The following is an 18,410-nucleotide window of genomic DNA, read 5'->3' as shown; positions in this document are numbered from 1 at the left end:
GTGGGAGCATGGGTGCCATGTCTCCTGCCGCGCCCATCGCACGTCGATTCGCCCAGCTCGACGTCTTCGCCGACCGACCTCAGCGCGGGAACCCGCTGGCCGTCGTGCTCGATGCCCAGGGGCTGACCGAGGAGGAGATGCAGCGGGTGGCGCGCTGGACGAACCTCTCGGAGACCACCTTCCTGCTGCCCCCGATCTCGACCGAGGCCGACTACCGGGTACGGATCTTCACCCCGTCGGGCGAACTCCCCTTCGCCGGGCACCCCACCCTCGGCACCGCGCGCGCCTGGCTCGAGGCCGGTGGCATCCCGGCGGGGGAGCGGATCGTCCAGGAGTGCGCGGCGGGGCTGATCACGGTGCGCCGCGACGGGGGCCGGCTCGCCTTCGCCGCCCCGGCGCTCCTGCGCAGCGGCCCTCTCGACGAGGCCGACGTGGATCAGCTCGCGTCGGCACTGGGGGTGACGCGCTCGTCGGTGCTCGGGCACGCCTGGGTCGACAACGGCCCGGGCTGGAGGGTGCTGGAGCTGGAATCCGCCGATCAGGTCCTCTCGCTGTCCCCGGATCTCGCCGGGATGACGGATGCGAAGCTCGGCGTCGTGGGGCGCCACGGCTCCGCCGGCGCCGCGGCCGGTCCGGCCGACGGGACCGCCGGCCCGCTCTACGAGGTCCGCGCCTTCACGCTCGGCGGCGTCGAGGACCCGGTCACCGGCAGCCTCAACGCAGGTATCGCCCAGTGGCTGCTGGAGCGCGGCGGCATGCCGACGCGCTGGACGGTCTCGCAGGGCACGGTTCTGGGCCGCGTAGGCCGCATCGACGTGCAGGTCGACGCCGACGCCACGATCTGGATCGGCGGGGCGACGGTGCTCACCGTCGAGGGATCGATCCTGGTGTGAGCAGTCGACGGCGGCGTGCTTCGCGCGTGCTCGCTCGAGCCGGTGAGCGTCTGCTGTCCACATTCCGCAGGTTCCGAGGCGCTCCCATGCATACCCTGTCCTCATGGTGACGACACTGCCGTACGGCTCCTGGCCCTCGCCCATCTCCGCCGAGCTGCTCGCCACGGGCGGCACCCGGCTCAGCGCGCCCCGCCTGGTCGGCGATCAGGTGTGGTGGACCGAGGGCGTCGCGACCGAGGGTGGTCGGCAGGCGATCGTGCGCACCGACGGACCGGTCGCCGTGCCCGGGACGCTCGGCGGCGAGGGAACGGAGGAGCACGCCCCGCCGGCGCCGATCACCGTGCTGCCCGCGCCCTTCAACGCCCGCTCGCGCGTGCACGAGTACGGCGGGGCGAGCTGGGCCGTGGTGCCGGACGATCCGGATCCCGCCGCACCGGACGATCCGGATCCCGCCCCGTCGGGCGGCCAGGATTCGCGCCCGCCGCTCGTGGTCTTCGTGAACTTCGAGGACCAGCGCGTCCACGCTGTCCGCGAAGGCGAGCGGCCGCGGCCGCTCACGCCCGTCGGCCCCGAGGTCGACGCCGCCCACGGCCCGTCCCTGCGCTGGGCCGAGCCCACGCCGGTCACCCTCGCCGACGGCACGGCCGAGGTCTGGTGGGTCTGCGAGGACCACACCGGCGGGGAGCAGGGCCCGCGACTCGACGAGGACGGCGCCCCGCACATCGAGCGCTGCATCGTGGCCGTGCCGCTGGACGGCTCGGCCGCCGAGGACCCGACGGCCCTGCGCCGCGTCACCCCCGCCACCCGCTTCGTCGCCCACCCGCGCGTGAGCCCCGACGGGACCCGTGTGGCCTGGCTGAGCTGGGAGCATCCGCAGATGCCGTGGGACGGCACGGAGCTCCATGTCGCCCCGCTGCTGGCGGGAAGCGCCGGGCGGGGCGACGTGGTCGCCGGGGACGCCGAGACTTCGGTGATGCAGCCCGAATGGCTCGACGACCAGCGCCTGATGTTCCTCTCGGATGCCTCGGGGTGGTGGAACCCCTGGGTGTTCTCGGCCGACGACGGGGCCCGCCAGGTGCTCGAGCTCGACCAGGAGTTCGCCGGCCCGCTGTGGTCGCTCGGGGCCACCTGGTACCAGGTGCTCGGCCCCGACCTGGCCCTGGTCCAGTACGGGCGCGCCGCCACGGGCCTGGGTCTGCTGCGGATCCGCGACGGGCACCTGACGGAGCTCGAGTGCCCGCTCACGCAGCTCATCGCCGCCGAGCTGCGCGCCGACGGGCTGCTGCTGCTCGCCGGCTCATCGCCCACCCGCTTCGGCGCGATCCACGCCGCGCGGCTGTCGCTGCCGGCCGACGGCGCCGATTCCCGGGAGCCCGTCGGCCCGGCCGATGCGGCCGGCCCCGTCGATCGCGCCGACCCGCCCGGCCCCGCCCTGTCCCCGCTCACCCTCCTGCGCTCCTCGCGCGATGACGCCCCGGACCCCTCGGTGCTGCCTCGCGGCGAGAGCATCGAGGTGCCGCAGTCGGACGGCGGCGTGGTGCACGCGATCGTCCACCGACCCCACCAGGACGGCCTCGCCGGACGCGACGGGGAGCTCCCGCCCTTCATCGCCCGCGTGCACGGCGGCCCCACCGCGCACGTTTCGCCGGTGCTGTCGCTGCCGACCGCGTACTACACCTCCCGCGGGCTCGGCGTGGTCGACGTGAACTACGGCGGCTCGAGCGGCTACGGCCGCGCCTATCGCGACCGCCTGCGCGGTCAGTGGGGCGTGGTCGACGTGGCCGACACCGTCGCCGTGATGGACCACCTCGTCCGCGAGGGGATCGCCGACGGGGCACGACTCGCGATCGAGGGCGGCAGCGCCGGCGGGTGGACCACGCTGGCCTGCCTCACCCGCACCGACACCTTCGCCGCGGGCGCCTCGAGCTTCGGGGTCGCCGAGCTCGAGGCGTTCCGCCTGGACACCCACGACTTCGAGTCCCGCTACATCGACGGCCTCGTCGGCCCCTACCCCCAGCGGCGCGACTTGTACGTCGAGCGGGCCCCGCTCAGCCACGTCGACGAGCTCGACGTCCCGGTGCTGCTGCTGCAGGGGGACGAGGACCGCATCGTCCCGCCCAGCCAGTCCGAGCTGTTCCGCGATGCCCTCGCCGCCAAGGGCATTCCGCACGCCTACCTCCTGTTCGAGGGGGAGCAGCACGGGTTCCGGCGGGCCGATTCGATCATCCGTGCCACCGAGTCGACGCTGTCGTTCTACGGCCAGGTGCTGGGCTTCAGCCCGCCGTGCGTCCCGGTGCTCGAGCTGGAGCGGGACTGAGCCGGTGAGGACGGACGGGTCCTCGGGGCGCGCAGATGCTTGTCCGACGCCGCGGGCGTCGATACGTTGGACGCCCTGCTGCGAAGGAGCCTCATGGACCCCGAGATCACCCGTCGGACCGGCCTGACCGCCGCCGCCCTGGCCTCCGCGACCACCGCCGTCGGCCTCCCCGCCGCCGCGTTCGCCGCAGGCGACCCGGCGCCGCACCGGGGCGACCCGGCTCCGCGCAAGGAGTCTCCCTCACAGCGGTCCGCCCGCTCCGCCCCGAGCTGGAGCCGCGGGCAGCCGCACCGCCACCCCTGGGACCGGAAGCGGTCCGGCCGCACGCTGCGCGATGCCGTGCCGCAGTCCGTCGGCCTCGACGCCGCGGTGCTCCAGGAGCTGCCCGGGATCGTCCGGGCCGGCCTGGAGTTCGACCCGCCCCGCTTCTCCGGGGCGTCCGTGCTGGTCGCCTCCCAGGCGGGCATCGCCTCCGAGCACGCCGACGGGTACGCGCTGCGCTGGAAGAACGCGAGTGAGCAGCTGCCCGAGGACCAGTGGATCCCGGCCCGTACCGACACGATCTACGACCTCGCCTCGATCTCGAAGATCTTCACCGCGACGGCGGTGCTGCAGCTGGTCGAGCAGGGCGCGCTGGCGCTCGACGACACCGTCGCCTCCCACCTGCCGGCCTTCGCGGCCGGTGGCAAGGAGCAGGTCACCCTCCAGCATCTGATCACCCATACCGCCGGACTGCCGGCCTGGATCAACCTCTACTCCGCCCACCCCGACGTGCCCTCGCGGATCGAGGCCGCCCTGACGGTGCCGCCCGACGCCCCGCCCGGCACGGCCTACGTCTACAGCGACCTGGGGCTGATCGCCCTGGGGCTGGTCGTCGAGAAGCTCTCGGGACAGGGTCTGGACGAGTACGTCCACGAGCACATCACCGCTCCGCTCGGGATGGACGACACGATGTACAACCCGCCGGCCTCGCTGCGCGGACGCATCGCAGCGACCGAGTACGAGGCGTACTACGAGGAGCTCGTGCACGGCCGGGTCCACGACGAGAACGCCTACTCCCTGGGCGGTGCCGCCGGGCATGCCGGCGTGTTCTCCACCGCGCGGGACCTGGCGGTTTTCGGGCAGATGTTCCTGGGCGGCGGACGCTACGGGAACGCCCGGATCCTGCAGCGGCAGACCGTCCAGGAGATGTACACCGACCGGATCGTGGAGATCACCGGAGTGGGCGGGGCGCGCCGCGGGCTCGGCCCCGAGCTGGAGGCCTGGTTCTACCACGCCGGGCTGACCAGCCCCTACAGCGGCACCCACACCGGGTTCACGGGAACATCTCTGGTCATCGACCCGCTCACCGACACGATCGTCATCATGCTGGCGAACTCCGTGCATCCCACCCGCGAATGGTCCTCCACCTCGGTCACCCGCCGCGAGGTCTCCACCTGCGTGGCCCGCGCCCTGGGGGTGGTGCCGTCCGCGCTGCGCGGAGGCTGGCACGCCGGGGGCGAGGACGCGACCACCGCGACGCTGAGCGCGGGAGCGCAGCTGCCGGCCACGGGCGCGGATGGCGGATCCGGGGGTGGCTCGTCGGGTGGCGGAGCGTCCGGTAACGGAGCTTCCGGGGGCGGACCGCAGCACCGGACCCCCGGCCCGCACCTGCGGCTGGACCTCTTCGCGCATCTCGAGACGGCGTACGACGTGCTCGCCGTCGAGGCCTCCACCGATCAGGGCACCACCTGGAAGCCGCTGGCCGGGATGCTCGAGGCGCGCCACCAGGAGCCGGTCGCGATCGCGGACGGTCAGATCACCGGATGGGGCCGACGCGAGCGCTGGGACGGCACGTTCCCGCTGGTGCACGGCACGGAGGCGATGAGCGGCGAGGTCGAGGTGCGGCTGACGCTGACCACCGACCGCTCGACGCGCGGTCTCGGTGCCTGGGTGGGCCGGTTCCGGGTCAGCGACGGATCGCAGAACGTGCTGGACACGGATCGCCCCGCGGATCGCGACCAGGTCGTGGCCGAGGGTTGGACGCGGGAGGGCTGAGCCCCCTGTGTCCATCGAGGCGCCGTGGCGCTGCCCGGGCCGCCTCCAGCCGGACGTCGCACTCCTGCCGGGTGCCGCACTCCTGCCGGGTGCCGCGCCCCGTCGGGCGAGTGAGCGTCAGGCCGCCGCGGCCAGCTCCTTCTCGATGTCCTCCGCGATGTCGGCGGGCTCGACGTCCGAGGCGTAGCGGCCTCGCACGCTCCCGTCGCGCCCGATGAGGAACTTGGTGAAGTTCCAGCCGATCGGCTCGGCCGGGATGTCTCCGTGCGCTCCGGTGAGCCACTGGTACAGGGGGTGCGCCCCCTCGCCGTTGACCTCGACCTTCGCGAACATCGGGAACTCGACGCCGAAGTTCACCGAGCAGAACTCGACGATCTCCGACTCGCTGCCCGGCTCCTGGTGCATGAACTGGTCGCAGGGGAAGCCGAGGACGGTGAGCCCCCTCTCGTGGAAGCGCGCGTAGAGGTCCTGCAGCCCCGCGTACTGCGGGGTGAAGCCGCATTTGCTGGCGGTGTTGACCACCAGTGCGACGGATCCCGTGTAGTCGGCGAGGTCCTTGTGCTTCCCGGTGATCGTGGTCGCGGTGAAGTCGGCGAGAGTCGTCATGGGTCCATTGTGGCCCTCCGCGTGGCGGCGGGGCGGTTCGGATGGTCGTGGAGGGGAGCGCTGCGCTGCGCGGTGGCCGGGCACCACACCGGACGTGACAGGGCGACTCTCTGCACCGTCTCGGCCATGCAGCACGCCGTCCGTCCACAATGATCGCGGGAATTGCTTCGCGTGTCGGACCCTCGAGGTACCTTTGTGGGTGCCGAAGTACGGCGTATGAAAAATGGGCGATCCTCCACAGTAGCGTGTTTTCCACATTCATCGAACAATAGGTGGATGGCAAAGGCTTCCCGTGACGACCGATCGGATAGATGCGCTGGCCACGGGTGTGGAGCGGGAATGAGTGTGGGCTCTGCATCCTGCCTGGCCTGGTGTCTGTCGAAGTCATCCACAGTCGCCAGAAGGCATTGTGTTCGAGTGAGAGTTCCGCGAGAATCGGATCATGTCGAACGCGAAGAACGCTCCGGAGGCCGCGGAGGAGTTTCCCGACTCCTCGTGGTCGCCGGAGGCTGTGCGCGCGATCGGGATCGAGGGTCTGGCACGGCTGCTCGGGGATGTCGGGCACCTTCTCGAAGAGCTCGCGAAGGACCCCGGAGAGCTGTTCGAGACGCGCGGGATGGCCCGCAGCAGCGCCGTGCACCTGATGCACGCAGAGCAGGTGATCCGTGGTGCGCAGGACGCCTTGGAGGCGCGCACGGTGGTCGCGCTCGACGAGGTCACCCGCCGCGACATGACGAATGCCGCCCACGACAAGGCCGCTCACGAGGATTCCGCCGTCCCCTCCCCGAAGGTTCTGGGGGAGCAGGCGCACCGGATCGCACGCGAGGACCATTCGCTCATCACCCGGTGCTCCCCGTCGGCGGCGGGCAGCTCGCTGGCCTCCGCGCGGCGGTTGGTGTCGTCGATGCCGACCATGTTCACCGCGCTGGCGACCCGGAAGGTCTCCGCGCAGGCCGCGTACGCGGTCTCCGGGGCGACCTCGGTGCTCGATGACGACCAGCGCCGCGAGGTCGACGCGATCCTGGGCGAGCGCCTGCCGTACCTCGATGCCGCAGGGGTGAGGGACTGGCGGGCCGAGGTGGCCACGGCCATCACGGAGCTGGATCCCGAGGGCGCTGCCGTGCGCCACCAGAAGGCGCGGACGCAGCGGAGCGTGACGCTCACCCCGGGACAGCACGGGATGGCGAACCTGACCGCGCACGTCCCGGCCATCGACGCCGCCCTGATGAACAAGCGCATCTCCCTGGAGGCCGAGCGCCGCCGCGCCGAGGGTGCTGACCAGGGCCATGGCGCGCTCGCCGCCGATGTCCTGGTCGACACCGTGCTCGGGCGCGACGACGCGATGGAATCCGTGGAGCTCGACGTCGGCGTGATCATCACCGATCGAGCCCTGTTCCGCCCCGATGTCGGAGACGCGGCGCAGATCACCGGCTACGGCCCGGTTCCCGCCGAGGCAGTGCGGGCGCAGTTGCGTGCGGCCACCGCCCCGCCCACGGGTGCCGATCAGGATCCCCTGGGGGCCGACGGTCCTCAGGCACGAGCCGTGATCCGCCGCCTCTACACGCATCCCACGACGGGGGAGCTGGTCGCCGTGGAATCCCGCGCACGAGCCTTCCCGCCCGCCATGGCTCGCTTCTTGACCTGGCGTGACACCTCGTGCCGTGGCCCGTTCTGCAATGCGCAGAGCCGCCAGAGCGACCACATCACCCCGCACGCCCGAGGCGGCCCCACCACCGTGGACAACGGCCAGGACACCTGCGGGCACTGCAATCAGAAGGAGGACAGCACCCTCCTCGTCGAGCGCCGCGACGACCCCGAGCGGCCGGGGCACCGCGTGGCCTGGACCGGACACTCCGGCGTCACCCGGGTGACGGCACCGCGGCCGCTGGTGACCCCCGAGCGTCGGACCGGAATCGACCCTGACCGGGCCGGTGACCGTGACGGGCCCGACCTGGCCGGTGACAGCGTCGGCCTCGACAGTGACGTCGACCTCGACAGCGACGTCGGGCCTGGCAGCGGTGCCGGCTCGACTCGTCGCCCGCCCCGATCGACGAGAAGGATGACAGCGGATCGCGAACGAGCCCGTCGCCTTCTGACGAAGCGCTCGAGGCGCGGACGATCCGCGCACGGGGATGACAGGACGAGCGGAACGGTGTCCAGGACCGAGCCGGCCGCCGATGGGCCCGGCAACCCCGGGATCACGTCCCCGCGAAGGCGAACCGCGAGGAAGCGACGGGCTTCGACGCGTCAGGACGCCGACGACGAACACTGACCAGCTGACCAGGGACGACAGGCGGCTGGATGCGGCGCGTGGATCGAGGCGACGATCGACATCGCGATACGGCCGCCTCGATCCGTCACGCCACGCCGTCTGCCTCCAGCCGCAGCGCCGCCTCCGCCGCACCGTCCATGACCCCTGCTTCCTGCACGCACCGCGCGAACAGCCAGCGTCGGGCACGCTCAGGGTCCAGCCTGGTCAGCCCCGCCAACCGGTCAGCGAACGCGCTGGGCTGGGCCACCAGGCGACCGGGGTCGTTGAGCATGTGCTGCAACAGGTCGTAGTGCGGATCGCCGACATACGGCTTCGGATCGATCACCACCCAGTCCTGCGCCTCGCCCGAGCCGCTCGCCAGCACATTGGACGGGTGGAAATCGGTCGCCAGCAGCACCGCCTCCCCGTCCCACTCCCGGGGCAGGGAGCGCAGCAGCTCCAGGCCGTGGTCGACCACCTCGGCCGGGAGCAGGGGGCTGCTCACGCTCTCGGCGAGGTCCGCAGGAGACCCGACCACCGCCGACGCCTCCCCGAGCCGCGCCCGGGCCTCGCTATCCCGCGCCCGGGCCTCACCGTCCCGCGCTCGCGCTCTGTCGTCCCGCGCCTGCGCTTCGTCGGCCCACCAGGCGCACATATGCGACAGCGGACGGAAGGCCGCAGCCTCGGATGCCGGGAGCAGCTCGTGCGGCGGCATCCACATCCGCCGCAGCAGACCGGCCACCACCGCGTCCCGCTCCGGCCAGGTCAGCAGCTCGGCGAGCGGCGTCCCCGGTCGCACTCGTTCCATGAGCAGCACCGACGTCTGCCCCCGCAGCTCGCTGTGCAGCACCTCGGCCGCCCCGCGCCCCTGCCATGCCGCCATCCCGAGCGCCTCGTCCCGCGACTCCTCGTGGGCCCAGGCGACCTTGAGCACCAGCTCCCGGCCATCACCATCGCGCACCGGCGCGACCCAGGCGGCCGATCCGCCGGGGGAGAAGGGCTCCTCGACCGTCAGCGGCCACTCGGCGAGGAGACCCTCGACAATCTCCGGAAGCCCTGCCCGCCAGGCGACGACACCGGGATCCCTGGCCGCAGCCAGCAACGACGGCAGCGGGAACCCCGCGACACGCATCGTCGTGGCGTTCGGTCCCTCTGCGCCCCCACCGCTCACGGCGCCATCACCCGCCGTGGCATCGTGAAGTCCGCGCTGGGCGTCTCCACCTGACCGGTTCGCACCAACGCCGTGCAGCGCAACGTCCCGCCCTCGTCGGGTGTCCCGAATCGCGCCAGCAACGGCTCGGCCCAGGTGTCGTACCCCGGATCACCCCAGGTGGCGAGCTCTACAGCCTCCGCTCCGGGCATGATCGGGTCGGCGCGCACGTCGCCCACCGCGAGCTCGAGGGCGCTTGCGGCCGGGTCGGCCGCCGCCTCGTCGAGCGCGAACAGCCGCCCGCCGAGCACCGCCAGCCGGGTCCGCCCCCACAGTCCGTCGTAGGTGCCGGCCACGATCCCGGCGACCTCGGTCGCGGACAGTGCCGACGCCGTCCCGGCCACCTCCACGGACGGCTGCTGGCTCAGCACCGCCGGGCGTGGGCGGCCGTCGGAGCCGCCGCCCTGGGCGCCGGGCTGCTCCCAGGTCTCGGCCTGCGGAGCGGGGCGACCCGCCGCCAGCGCCAGCAGCCCCAGGATCCCCGCGGCCAGCTCCGAGCTCGGGGCGTCGACCGCCGTGCCGATCACGCTGACGACCAGGCGTTCGACCGGCGCCGCCCAGGTGCGCGAGAGCCCCGTGGGGAATCCCCCGGAATGCCCCACGACCGTGAAGCCGTGCAGGCGCCCCTCCTGCAGCCCCAGCCCGTAGTGGCGTCCGTCCTGCAGCGTCCACACCCGCCGGCGCATCTCCCGCACCGATGCCGCGGACAGCACGTCGCCCGCGGTCAGGGTCCGCCCCGAGAAGGTGGCGATGGCTCCGGCGTTCGCCCAGAACCCGGTCGCGGCGGCCAGTGCCCGCGTCGGCACCTGCTCGACCGGTCGCCGGGGACCGTGCAGCAGCGATGTGTGCCCGGCGGCGAATCCGTCGGCCGCGTCCGGGCCCGCCGCCCCGACCGGCAGGTCGGCGCCGATCCCGTCGACCCCGACGGGTGCCAGCACCAGCTCGTCGACCACCTCGGCGAAGGACGAACCCGTGACCGCCTCGATGACCAGGCCCAGCAGCCCGTAGCCGATGTTCGAGTACTGCAGGTGCACTCCGGCCGCGGCCTTCACGGCGCCCGTGCGGGCGATCTCGAGCAGCTGCGCACGATCCGGGAACGGGGCCCCGAGCCGCCACCAGCGCGCGTCGTCCGAGTCGCGGGTCAGACCTGCGGAATGGGAGAGCAGGTCACGCAGGGTGCGGTCCGCGACGGGGGCGCCGGCGAGCTCGCCGAGGTGGTCGCCGAGCGTGTCGTCCAGCCGCAGCCGCCCTTGCTCCCGCAGCCGCATGAGCGTCATCGCCGTGACCATCTTCGAGTGCGAGGCGATCCGCAGCCGGTGCGTCGGGCGCAGTGCGATCCCCGCGTCCAGATCGGCCTCCCCGACGGCGTCCTCCGCCACCAGCTCCCCGTCGTGCCAGATCGCGGCCTGCAGCCCGGACTGCTGCCGCAGGTGACGTGCGGTCTCGAGCCACTGCGGCAACCAGGAAGCGACATCGAGGACCGCCTCGCGGGGAATCGCGGGAGGTGCGGGGGCGGTGGTCATGGGCGTCTCCTTCGACGACGGGCAGGCGGGCCCGAGCAGGCGGGCACGACGGGGTCGGCGGCGAGCCCGACCCGACGCGGCCCGCTACCATTCTCGCGTGAAACCGTTCGTGCAGATCGCCACCCGCCCTGAGGACGACGTCGCCCTCACCGAACGTGCCTCCGTGCTCTCCTTCTCCGGCCTGGGCGAGGACGAGCTGATCTGGACGCGGCTGGACCGGGATCCCTTCCCCGACCTGCACGCCGAGGACATCTCCGGGATCATCCTGTGCGGCAGTCCGTTCACGGTCTCGGACCCCGCCGAGTCCAAGTCCGCGGCGGAGAAGCGGGCCGAGGCCGAGGTCTTCCGCCTCCTGGACCGCATCATCGCCGAGGACATCCCCTTCCTCGGTGCCTGCTACGGCATCGGCACCCTCGGCACCCACCAGGGCGCCGTCATCGACCGCACGCACGGGGAGCCGTTGGGCGCCATCGAGGTCTCGCTCACCGCCGCCGGTCGCGACGACCCGCTGGTCGCGACGGCACAGCTCAGCGACACCTTCACCGGCCTCGTCGGCCACAAGGAGGCCGTCCGCACCCTGCCCGAGCACGCGACCGCGCTCGCCACCGGCGCCACCGCGCCGGTGCAGATGTTCCGCGTCGGCACCCGGCAGTACGCCACCCAGTTCCACCCCGAGCTCGACATCCCCTCGATCATCGAGCGGGCCCGCGTCTACCGCGACCACGGGTACTTCTCGCCCGACGAGATGGAGGACATCTTCCTCGCCCTGCGCAGTCGCACCGCCGACGAACCGCCGCGGCTGCTGCGCGCCTTCGCCGAGCTGTTCGCGCGCTGAGATCGACGTCCTCGCACACCCCTGGGAACGCGCTGTCCCCGCACGTCCGACGCGCCGTGACCTCCCACCCCCGCCGCCGCCCCTCCGGTAGCCTCCCGCGTGTGCCCCGATTCACTCCCGAGCAGGTCCGGCGCCGACAGATCGTCGCCGGTGCCCTGGCCGTGATCCTGGTCGTGGTCCTCGGCGGCTGCACTGCGCTCGTGATCGGTGCCGTCCGCGGCGGGGGATCCGACGCCGCCGCCGAACGCACGCCCTTCGAGGCCGACGACGCCGCCATGGAGGTCGCCACCACCGGGGCGGGAGCGCGCGCCGCGGAGAATCTCCCCGGCGGCATCGCGCTCGGGGCGGACGAGGTGATGGGCGTGGACGTCTCCGCCCATCAGGGCGAGATCGACTGGGAGAAGGTCGCCTCCGACGGGTATGCCTTCGCGTACATCAAGGCCACCGAGGGCGCTGACTACACCGACTCGGCCTTCTCCGCGAACTGGGACGGGGCCCGCGCCGCCGGCATCACCCCCGGCGCCTACCACTACTTCACGCTGTGCTCCTCGGGGGAGGAGCAGGCCGAGGACTTCCTCGCCGCCGCACCCCCGGACGATTCCGCGCTCCCGCCCGCGCTCGACCTCGAGTTCGACGGCGCCTGCGAGAAGCGCCCCGGCGGAGTCGACGCGCAGGCAGAGATCGACGCCTTCACCGCGAAGGTCGAGGAGGCCTGGGGCCGCCGCCTGCTCATCTACTCCTCGAGCGAATGGCGCAGTCACTACGGCCTGCCGGTGACCGACCCTCGGCCCGACTGGCTGTTCTCTGCCGGTGGACGCCCGCCGCAGGCCGACTGGGCGGTGTGGCAGCTGCGCTTCGACGGAAAGGTCTCGGGGATCGAGGGCGGCGTCGACATCGACGTGGCCCGGATCGAGCAGCTGCGCGACGGCGCGGCGATCTCGGAGGGCGAGGGCGCGATCGCCCATGAGGAGGAGCAGTAGAAGCGCGAACAGCCCGGCTAGATCCGCAGCTCCGAGAGGACCACGGTCCAGTGATCGAGCAGCCGCTGACGCTCGGCGGCATCCAGCAGGCGCTCCTGGTGGAGCAGGATCACGGTGGCGCCGGTGTCCTCGAGCAGCGTGACCTCGAACATCGTCTCGTGGTCGAGGTCCGGCGGTGTCCAGTCCAGCCGCACTCGCCGGCCCACGTGGCAGCCGACCACGCGCCCGCGCACCCGGTCCGAGATCCGCAGCGGGGCGCCCACCATCTGCGGGACCGAATCCACCTCCAACCACTGCGGCAGCCAGTCGTCCAGCAGCCGCCGCCACAGCTCCGGGGTGCCGACGGGCACGGCGCGTCGTACGTCCAGCTCCCACCCGGCGTAGCGGGTGAGGCCGACGGGCGAGTGCGTGCTCTCGGTGCGCATACCGTCAACATAGAGCGGCCATCGGACGTGCCGGTCGGCGATCGCCGAGAGTTCGCCCCGATGCCGCCAGCGCGTCACCCGGCGGCGATGGCCTCCTCGAGGGCCCCCGGTTCCTCGAGGTCCCCGGCGAACTGCTCGCCGTCGATGAGCACGGCCGGGGTGCCCTGGGTGGACTCCAGCGCCTCGGGCTCGACGACGTCCTGGATCCAGGGCAGGTAGGTGCCCTCGGCGATGCACGAGGAGACGTCCGATCCGGTCGCCTCGCTGATCACCTCGGCCAGCTCGTCGTCGGTGAGCCCTTCGGAGCCGGGCTGGTTCTCGAACAGCGCGGCTTCGGCCTGGAACCACTGCTCCGGGTCCTCGGCGTAGGCGCAGACGGCGGCGTTGGCCGCACGCCCGGAGTAGCCGGCCGGCGTCGAGTTCGCATCGAGCATGGGACGCGGGTGCATGCGCAGGGTGATCTCGCCGTCGCGCGCCAGCTGGGCGAGGTCCTCACCGTGCGTCTCGTGGAAGGCGGCGCAGTGCGGGCAGAGGAAGTCGACGTACACGTCCACCACGGGCCCGTCGGCCGCGCTGCTGACCTCAAGATACGGCTCATCCTCGGCGACGCCCGGCGGAGCGACCAGCTCACCCGACGCCGCGGGACTCGGTGTCCGGCCGTCGTTGCCGTCGTTGCCGCCGTCCTCGGAGGCGAACAGGACCCCGCCGATGACGAGCGCGAGCACGATGAGCAACACCAGCCCCAGGCAGGCGATGCCGGCGATGATCCCGATGATCAGCGGGGTGCGGGAGCGGTTCATGGGAGAACCCTAACCGCGCGGCGGAGGCGGGATCGACCCTCATGGACCACACTGGTCCCGTGAGGAACGGAGACGATCGCACGCCCTGCTGGACCGCCGGCCCCGAGCGGACGGCCGCTGCTGCGCACGCATCTCTCGACGTGGATCCGGGTCCGTCCACCGCGGCCGGCGGGGCGTGAGCGTGCGCCTGCTCCCGCTGCGCGCCGTGCACATGCATGCGCTCGCCCCCGCCGACCTCACGGCCTGGCCCGCGACCCTGCCCCCGGTGCGCCAGCTGCTCCTCGACGGGCTGGAGCTCGGTCCGATCACGGTGCTGACCGGGGACAACGGTGCCGGGAAGTCCACGATCGTGGAGGCGATCGCTGGGGCGTACGGGCTGAACGCCGAAGGCGGCGGGACCGGCGCCATGCACACCACGCGCGTCACCGAATCGCCGCTGGCCGAGCATCTCCAGCTCGTGCGCGGGGCGGGAGCCTCCAAGAAGGGCTTCTTCCTGCGCGCGGAGACCATGCATTCGCTGTTCACCTACTACGAGGAGATCGGCGTCGGCGGGGTGATGCACGAGCGCAGCCACGGCGAGTCCTTCCTCGAGATCGTCTCCGAGCGCTCGCGCATCGGAGGGCTGTGGCTCCTGGACGAACCCGAGTCGGCGCTGTCGCTCAGCGGCTGCCTCGCCCTGCTCGGACTGCTGCGGGACCTGGTCGGATCCGGCGCGCAGATCATCCTGTCCACCCACTCCCCGATCCTCGCGGCGATGCCGGACGCCGACCTGTACGAGGTCGGCGACGAGGGGCTGCGCCTCACCGCCTACGACGAGCTGGATCTGGTGCGCACGTGGCGCAGCTTCCTCGAGTCGCCGCAGCGGTTCCTGCGCCATATCGATTGATGCCGTTCAGGGCTGCAGGCGGTGCCGCTGCCAGGTGCCGTCGGCCGTGATCTCGTAGGCGATCCGGTCGTGGAAGCGGTTCTCGCGGCCCTGCCAGAACTCGATCCGGTCCGGGACCAGGCGCAGGCCGCCCCAGAACGAGGGGCGCGGGATGTCGTCGCCCTCGAAGCGGGCTGCGATCTCCGCGTACTGCGCGTCGAGGGCGGTGCGGGAGGCGACCGGCTCCGACTGATGGGAGGCCCGGGCCCCCAGCTGTGAACCGCGGGGACGGGTGGCCCAGTAGGCGTCGGACTCCGCGGCGGGGAGATGCTCGACCCGACCCTCGATCCGCACCTGGCGCTGCATCGGGTACCAGGGCAGCAGCATCGCCGCCTGCGGGGTCGTCTCCAGCTCCCTCGCCTTGGGGGAGGTGAGGTTGGTGTACACGACGAACCCCGCCGCGTCGTGGCCCTTCAGCAGCACGGTGCGGGAGCGGGGGCGCGGGAGCCCGTCGGCGTCCCGCGCCACGGTGGAGAGCACCACGGCCGTCGGGTCCGTGAGGTCGCCGTGCTGCGTGCGTCGGGCGAAGGCCTCGTCCATCCAGACGTCGAACAGGGCCAGGGGGTCCTCCGGCGCGTCATCGGCAAGGGCCCTGGACAGGTAGTCGAGGCGTTCGTCGGCGAGGTGGTCCGAGGCGGAGCGTTCCGGCAAGCGGCGATCGGTCATGCCGTGATCCTAGGACGACCGCGCACGGTGAGTGCTTCCCGAAGTGGTCTCCGGCCCGTGTCCGAGGCTCTCGGGCTCGCCCTCGGCGATGGCGCGCAGCGCCGCCAGGTGCGCCTCGACGGCGGCCCGACCGCCCGTCGTGAGCGTGACCCAGGTCAGGCGGCGGGCGTCGGAGCGCCCGGGGGAGGTGCTCTTGCGCACGGCGACCAGACCCGCCTCCGCCAGCACCGAGAGGTTCTTGGAGAGGTGGGCGTCCTTCAGCAGGAGCGCGTCCCGGATCACGGAGAACTCGACCTCGTCCACCTGGCGCAGCAGGCCGCAGATCCGCAGCCGCACCGGGGCGTGGATGACCTCGTGGAAGGCGGGGGCGGGGGAGCTCATGGGCGGGGAGAGTCCCATCGAGCCAGCTCGGAGCGGAGGGCGTCGTCGTAGCGGCGACCCAGCACGAGGACCGCGATACCGGCCACGACGGCGGGCAGGAGGTTCCAGACCGCGGAGAGGCCCGCGAGCTTGATGGCCGCATCGGCCGCCAGACCCAGAGGAAGGAGGCTGATCAGCACCCCCTGCAGACGGCGGCTGCGGGGCCCGGTCGGCAGGGTGAGGGAGATCCCTGTCCGGCGGGCGTAGGCCTCCACGAGCAGCAGGACCCCGATGATCGTCAGCGCCACGATGGCCGGTGGTGCGCCGCCCGGCATCGCCGGAGAACCGATGAACGTCGCGACGAACACCGCGAGGAGAGGGTGGTACCACCACGGCGTGACGACCCGGCCGGCCAGTCGCGCACTGTCCGAGTCGAGATCGCTCAACGCGGAGCGGGCCTCGCGGGGGCTCGGCGTGCGGCGCTCGTCCGGACCGGGAAAGGCGGTGGACGACGGAACGTTTTCCATGATGGAAAGTGTACAGAGGGGTTGCCGCTGTGGAAAGCGATCCCGAGAAGTGCTGGTCAGGCGAGGACGAGGCGGCGGAGCCCGCGGGCCGGACGCCGGTGCGCACCCCGCTCTCGGCGGGATGAGGTCCGCTCGCGACGGGAGTGGTCGCGGGCGGGTCGAGACGTCTCGGACACCGCCGCGATCTCGACGGTGCTCGCGTCGTGGCCGTTCGCGGCGGCTTCGGTCCGGGCGGCGCGCACGGCGTGCAGCGCCTCGACGTCGCCCCAGGCGGCGGAGAGCGGGCGGTAGTCGATGAGGTTCTCGGTGGTGGCTCGGGTGCGGCTGGTGGCGATGGTCGCGTTTTTCATGCCTCCACGATCGCTCCGGCCCGGGGTGCGGCGCGTCCGACGGGGAGGGCGTCCCCGTCATCCCGCGGGCGGATCCTCGGGGTGGACGGCCGCGACCCCGGACGGAGCGGTGATGCGCTCAGGCGGCCGGGATCTCGAAGTCGTAGCGGAACTCCGGCAGCGTCCGGTCCTCGCCGATGACGTCGGTCGCGGGGCGGATGTAGGCGGCCCGATAGGTCTCCTGCCGACGTTCGGCGGTGAACCCCATCCACAGCGGACCGGACGCGCCGTCGGCGCGTGCCGGAACGTCCATCGGCGTGAGGCCCGCATCGGAGATCTCGCTGTTCAGGCCGCTCTTGGCGCGGTCCTCGACCCCGTCGACCACGATGTAGAACTCCTGGGTGGACAGCGCGCCGCCCCATTCGCCGGTGGGGGTGAACTCGCACTGCAGGTAGACGACCTCACCACCGTCTTCGACGTATCCGGCGTCGATCTTGGTGGGGTTGTCGCGCCGGGCGGAGAGCAGCGTGAACTCGTCCCCGATGTCGGGGTCCGTGAACGACTCGCCGATCGGGACCTCGGCGCCCGGGGCCCCTGCCGCAGTGCCGGCCTGATCGGCGTCGTCCTCGTCCTCCGTCTCGTCATCCTCCGTCTCCTCGGCGGTATCGGTGTCGTCCTCGCCGTTCTCGCCGCCGCCGTCGGAGGTGTCGTCGTCTCCGTCGTCCGTGCGGTCGTCCTCCGTCGTGTCGTCCCCATCCTGGGTCTTGTCGTCCTTCTTCTCGCCCGGCAGGAAGCCGCAGCCGGAGAGCGCGAGAAGGGCGAAGCCGCCGACGGCGGCACGGCGCGTGATGATCGAGCGAGTCATGGTGTCCCCCTGGTGGTGGTCGGGCCGGCGGATGCCGGCTGTCGGTCCCCGTCGAATCCCCCCGACGGAACCTCTGTCGTCCGTCGACCGTAGCGACGCCGGGGCCTTTCGGCGATGGGGAGAGGGGCACGGGGAGAAGTCCCCATCCCCGGGTGACCAGGGCGTCCACGACGACGGGTGACGTCGAGGGGTGCGGCGCCGGTACTCTCCAGGCCCCGGCACGATCGGCCCGTCGGCCGAGTCTCCGACCACCACAGGCACACCACCACAGGCACCAGGAGGAGTGATGATCTCCCGGCAGGGCACCACGGACGACGACGGCACTCTGTTGGAGACCGTACGCCTGCTGCTGCGGCCCTGGCGCGTCGAGGAGGCCGCGATCCACCGCGAGCTGTGGACCGAGCGCGATCCCCGCGTCCCCGCGCACCGTCGGATCGACGCCGACGGTCGTCCCTCGGTCGCCGACCTGGAGGACCGGATCCGGAGGACGGCGCACGCCGGTGGGCCCGGTCTCGGTCTGCCCGCCCTCGAACGCCGCGCCGAGAGGGACGTGATCGGCTACTGCGGGCTGATCGAGGGCGGCCCCGGGGCGCATGCGCTGGACCCGGAGCACCCCGGTCCCGAGATCGCGTTCGAGCTGCTGCGCCGCACCCAGGGGCAGGGGTACGCGACCGAGGCGGCTCGCGCCGTCGTGCAGTGGGCGCAGGAGGCCGGTGTCGAGCAGCTGCACGCCACGGTCTGGGCCTGGAACGCACCCTCGCGCCGGGTCCTCGAGAGGCTGGGGTTCGTCACCATGCGCACGCAGACCACCGAGAACGGCCCCGGGGAGCTGCTGGTCGCCTCCAAGATTCTCTGAGCTCC

General features: G+C 72.5%; 18 protein-coding genes. 8 read left to right on the top strand and 10 right to left on the bottom strand.

The features are described from left to right. Positions 1-17 precede the first annotated feature (17 nt). From JOF44_RS11305 to JOF44_RS11295, 3 genes are all read left to right on the top strand, one after another. Positions 18-893, top strand: a complete 876-nt coding sequence (locus tag JOF44_RS11305; RefSeq protein WP_209891134.1) for a PhzF family phenazine biosynthesis protein — start codon at positions 18-20, stop codon at positions 891-893. A gap of 103 nt (positions 894-996) precedes the next feature. Next, a complete protein-coding gene (locus tag JOF44_RS11300) occupies positions 997-3,210 on the top strand; it encodes a dipeptidyl-peptidase 5 (protein WP_209891131.1) in 2,214 nt (737 codons plus the stop codon). A 93-nt stretch (positions 3,211-3,303) separates the two neighbouring features. Then, entirely contained in the window at positions 3,304-5,247 is a 1,944-nt protein-coding gene (locus JOF44_RS11295; RefSeq protein ID WP_209891128.1) for a serine hydrolase domain-containing protein, read from the top strand. Between the two features lie 117 nt (positions 5,248-5,364). Here JOF44_RS11295 and JOF44_RS11290 read toward each other — a convergent pair whose 3' ends face one another. Next, positions 5,365-5,853: a glutathione peroxidase gene (locus JOF44_RS11290; protein ID WP_209891125.1), complete on the bottom strand. Its 489-nt coding sequence runs from the start codon at positions 5,851-5,853 to the stop codon at positions 5,365-5,367. A 442-nt stretch (positions 5,854-6,295) separates the two neighbouring features. On the opposite strand from JOF44_RS11290, the gene JOF44_RS11285 reads away from it, so the two are divergent. Beyond that, a complete protein-coding gene (locus JOF44_RS11285; RefSeq protein ID WP_209891121.1) occupies positions 6,296-8,125 on the top strand; it encodes an HNH endonuclease in 1,830 nt (609 codons plus the stop codon). Between the two features lie 85 nt (positions 8,126-8,210). On the opposite strand, the gene JOF44_RS11280 is transcribed toward JOF44_RS11285, so the two are convergent. Together JOF44_RS11280 and JOF44_RS20985 are read right to left on the bottom strand one after the other, a co-directional pair. Then, entirely contained in the window at positions 8,211-9,236 is a 1,026-nt protein-coding gene (locus tag JOF44_RS11280) for an aminoglycoside phosphotransferase family protein (protein WP_209891117.1), read from the bottom strand. Positions 9,237-9,271: 35 nt separating this feature from the next. Further along, on the bottom strand, positions 9,272-10,837 hold the full coding sequence (locus JOF44_RS20985; RefSeq protein ID WP_209891113.1) for a serine hydrolase domain-containing protein: 1,566 nt from the start codon (positions 10,835-10,837) through the stop codon (positions 9,272-9,274). Between the two features lie 97 nt (positions 10,838-10,934). On the opposite strand from JOF44_RS20985, the gene JOF44_RS11270 reads away from it, so the two are divergent. After that, positions 10,935-11,672 carry a glutamine amidotransferase gene (locus JOF44_RS11270; protein WP_209891110.1) on the top strand — a complete coding sequence of 246 codons (738 nt, stop codon included), beginning with the start codon at positions 10,935-10,937 and terminating at the stop codon, positions 11,670-11,672. Between the two features lie 101 nt (positions 11,673-11,773). Continuing rightward, positions 11,774-12,652, top strand: coding sequence for a glycoside hydrolase family 25 protein (locus JOF44_RS11265; protein WP_209891107.1), 879 nt, complete (start codon positions 11,774-11,776; stop codon positions 12,650-12,652). Positions 12,653-12,669: 17 nt separating this feature from the next. Here JOF44_RS11265 and JOF44_RS11260 read toward each other — a convergent pair whose 3' ends face one another. Together JOF44_RS11260 and JOF44_RS11255 are read right to left on the bottom strand one after the other, a co-directional pair. Then, a complete protein-coding gene (locus tag JOF44_RS11260; protein ID WP_209891104.1) occupies positions 12,670-13,077 on the bottom strand; it encodes a hypothetical protein in 408 nt (135 codons plus the stop codon). Positions 13,078-13,151: 74 nt separating this feature from the next. Next, on the bottom strand, positions 13,152-13,877 hold the full coding sequence (locus tag JOF44_RS11255) for a DsbA family protein (protein WP_209891100.1): 726 nt from the start codon (positions 13,875-13,877) through the stop codon (positions 13,152-13,154). Between the two features lie 211 nt (positions 13,878-14,088). On the opposite strand from JOF44_RS11255, the gene JOF44_RS11250 reads away from it, so the two are divergent. Next, positions 14,089-14,763: an AAA family ATPase gene (locus JOF44_RS11250; RefSeq protein ID WP_209895947.1), complete on the top strand. Its 675-nt coding sequence runs from the start codon at positions 14,089-14,091 to the stop codon at positions 14,761-14,763. Between the two features lie 6 nt (positions 14,764-14,769). Here the strand turns inward: JOF44_RS11250 and pdxH are convergent, their stop codons facing one another. The 5 genes from pdxH to JOF44_RS11225 form a co-directional block, all read right to left on the bottom strand. After that, positions 14,770-15,468, bottom strand: coding sequence for a pyridoxamine 5'-phosphate oxidase (gene pdxH, locus JOF44_RS11245; RefSeq protein WP_209891097.1), 699 nt, complete (start codon positions 15,466-15,468; stop codon positions 14,770-14,772). 9 nt (positions 15,469-15,477) lie between these two features. After that, complete coding sequence (locus JOF44_RS11240) at positions 15,478-15,849, bottom strand: transcriptional regulator (RefSeq protein ID WP_209891094.1); 372 nt, start codon at positions 15,847-15,849, stop codon at positions 15,478-15,480. Beyond that, positions 15,846-16,355 (bottom strand): hypothetical protein, encoded by a 510-nt coding sequence (locus JOF44_RS11235; protein WP_209891092.1) that lies wholly within the window; start codon positions 16,353-16,355, stop codon positions 15,846-15,848. The genes JOF44_RS11240 and JOF44_RS11235 overlap by 4 nt, the downstream gene beginning before the upstream one ends. 56 nt (positions 16,356-16,411) lie before the next feature. Continuing rightward, on the bottom strand, positions 16,412-16,705 hold the full coding sequence (locus tag JOF44_RS11230; RefSeq protein ID WP_209891088.1) for a hypothetical protein: 294 nt from the start codon (positions 16,703-16,705) through the stop codon (positions 16,412-16,414). Between the two features lie 118 nt (positions 16,706-16,823). Beyond that, the gene (locus tag JOF44_RS11225) at positions 16,824-17,549 is read right to left on the bottom strand and encodes a hypothetical protein (RefSeq protein ID WP_209891084.1); all 726 of its coding nucleotides are present in this window, start codon (positions 17,547-17,549) and stop codon (positions 16,824-16,826) included. Positions 17,550-17,835: 286 nt separating this feature from the next. Between JOF44_RS11225 and JOF44_RS11220 the strand changes: the two genes are divergently transcribed. After that, positions 17,836-18,405, top strand: coding sequence for a GNAT family N-acetyltransferase (locus JOF44_RS11220; protein WP_209891082.1), 570 nt, complete (start codon positions 17,836-17,838; stop codon positions 18,403-18,405). Positions 18,406-18,410 lie beyond the last annotated feature (5 nt).

Origin of the sequence: Brachybacterium fresconis, from assembly GCF_017876515.1 — a bacterium.
GTDB lineage: Bacteria > Actinomycetota > Actinomycetes > Actinomycetales > Dermabacteraceae > Brachybacterium > Brachybacterium fresconis.
This window is presented reverse-complemented; position numbering and strand designations above follow the sequence as displayed.

Coding starts and splice junctions, on each gene's coding strand:
- JOF44_RS11305 (WP_209891134.1), top strand. CDS start 18: ATGTCTCCTGCCGCGCCCATCGCACGTCGATTCGCCCAGCTCGACGTC.
- JOF44_RS11300 (WP_209891131.1), top strand. CDS start 997: ATGGTGACGACACTGCCGTACGGCTCCTGGCCCTCGCCCATCTCCGCC.
- JOF44_RS11295 (WP_209891128.1), top strand. CDS start 3,304: ATGGACCCCGAGATCACCCGTCGGACCGGCCTGACCGCCGCCGCCCTG.
- JOF44_RS11290 (WP_209891125.1), bottom strand. CDS start 5,853: ATGACGACTCTCGCCGACTTCACCGCGACCACGATCACCGGGAAGCAC.
- JOF44_RS11285 (WP_209891121.1), top strand. CDS start 6,296: ATGTCGAACGCGAAGAACGCTCCGGAGGCCGCGGAGGAGTTTCCCGAC.
- JOF44_RS11280 (WP_209891117.1), bottom strand. CDS start 9,236: ATGCGTGTCGCGGGGTTCCCGCTGCCGTCGTTGCTGGCTGCGGCCAGG.
- JOF44_RS20985 (WP_209891113.1), bottom strand. CDS start 10,837: ATGACCACCGCCCCCGCACCTCCCGCGATTCCCCGCGAGGCGGTCCTC.
- JOF44_RS11260 (WP_209891104.1), bottom strand. CDS start 13,077: ATGCGCACCGAGAGCACGCACTCGCCCGTCGGCCTCACCCGCTACGCC.
- JOF44_RS11255 (WP_209891100.1), bottom strand. CDS start 13,877: ATGAACCGCTCCCGCACCCCGCTGATCATCGGGATCATCGCCGGCATC.
- JOF44_RS11250 (WP_209895947.1), top strand. CDS start 14,089: ATGCATGCGCTCGCCCCCGCCGACCTCACGGCCTGGCCCGCGACCCTG.
- pdxH (WP_209891097.1), bottom strand. CDS start 15,468: ATGACCGATCGCCGCTTGCCGGAACGCTCCGCCTCGGACCACCTCGCC.
- JOF44_RS11240 (WP_209891094.1), bottom strand. CDS start 15,849: ATGAGCTCCCCCGCCCCCGCCTTCCACGAGGTCATCCACGCCCCGGTG.
- JOF44_RS11235 (WP_209891092.1), bottom strand. CDS start 16,355: ATGGAAAACGTTCCGTCGTCCACCGCCTTTCCCGGTCCGGACGAGCGC.
- JOF44_RS11230 (WP_209891088.1), bottom strand. CDS start 16,705: ATGAAAAACGCGACCATCGCCACCAGCCGCACCCGAGCCACCACCGAG.
- JOF44_RS11225 (WP_209891084.1), bottom strand. CDS start 17,549: ATGACTCGCTCGATCATCACGCGCCGTGCCGCCGTCGGCGGCTTCGCC.
- JOF44_RS11220 (WP_209891082.1), top strand. CDS start 17,836: ATGATCTCCCGGCAGGGCACCACGGACGACGACGGCACTCTGTTGGAG.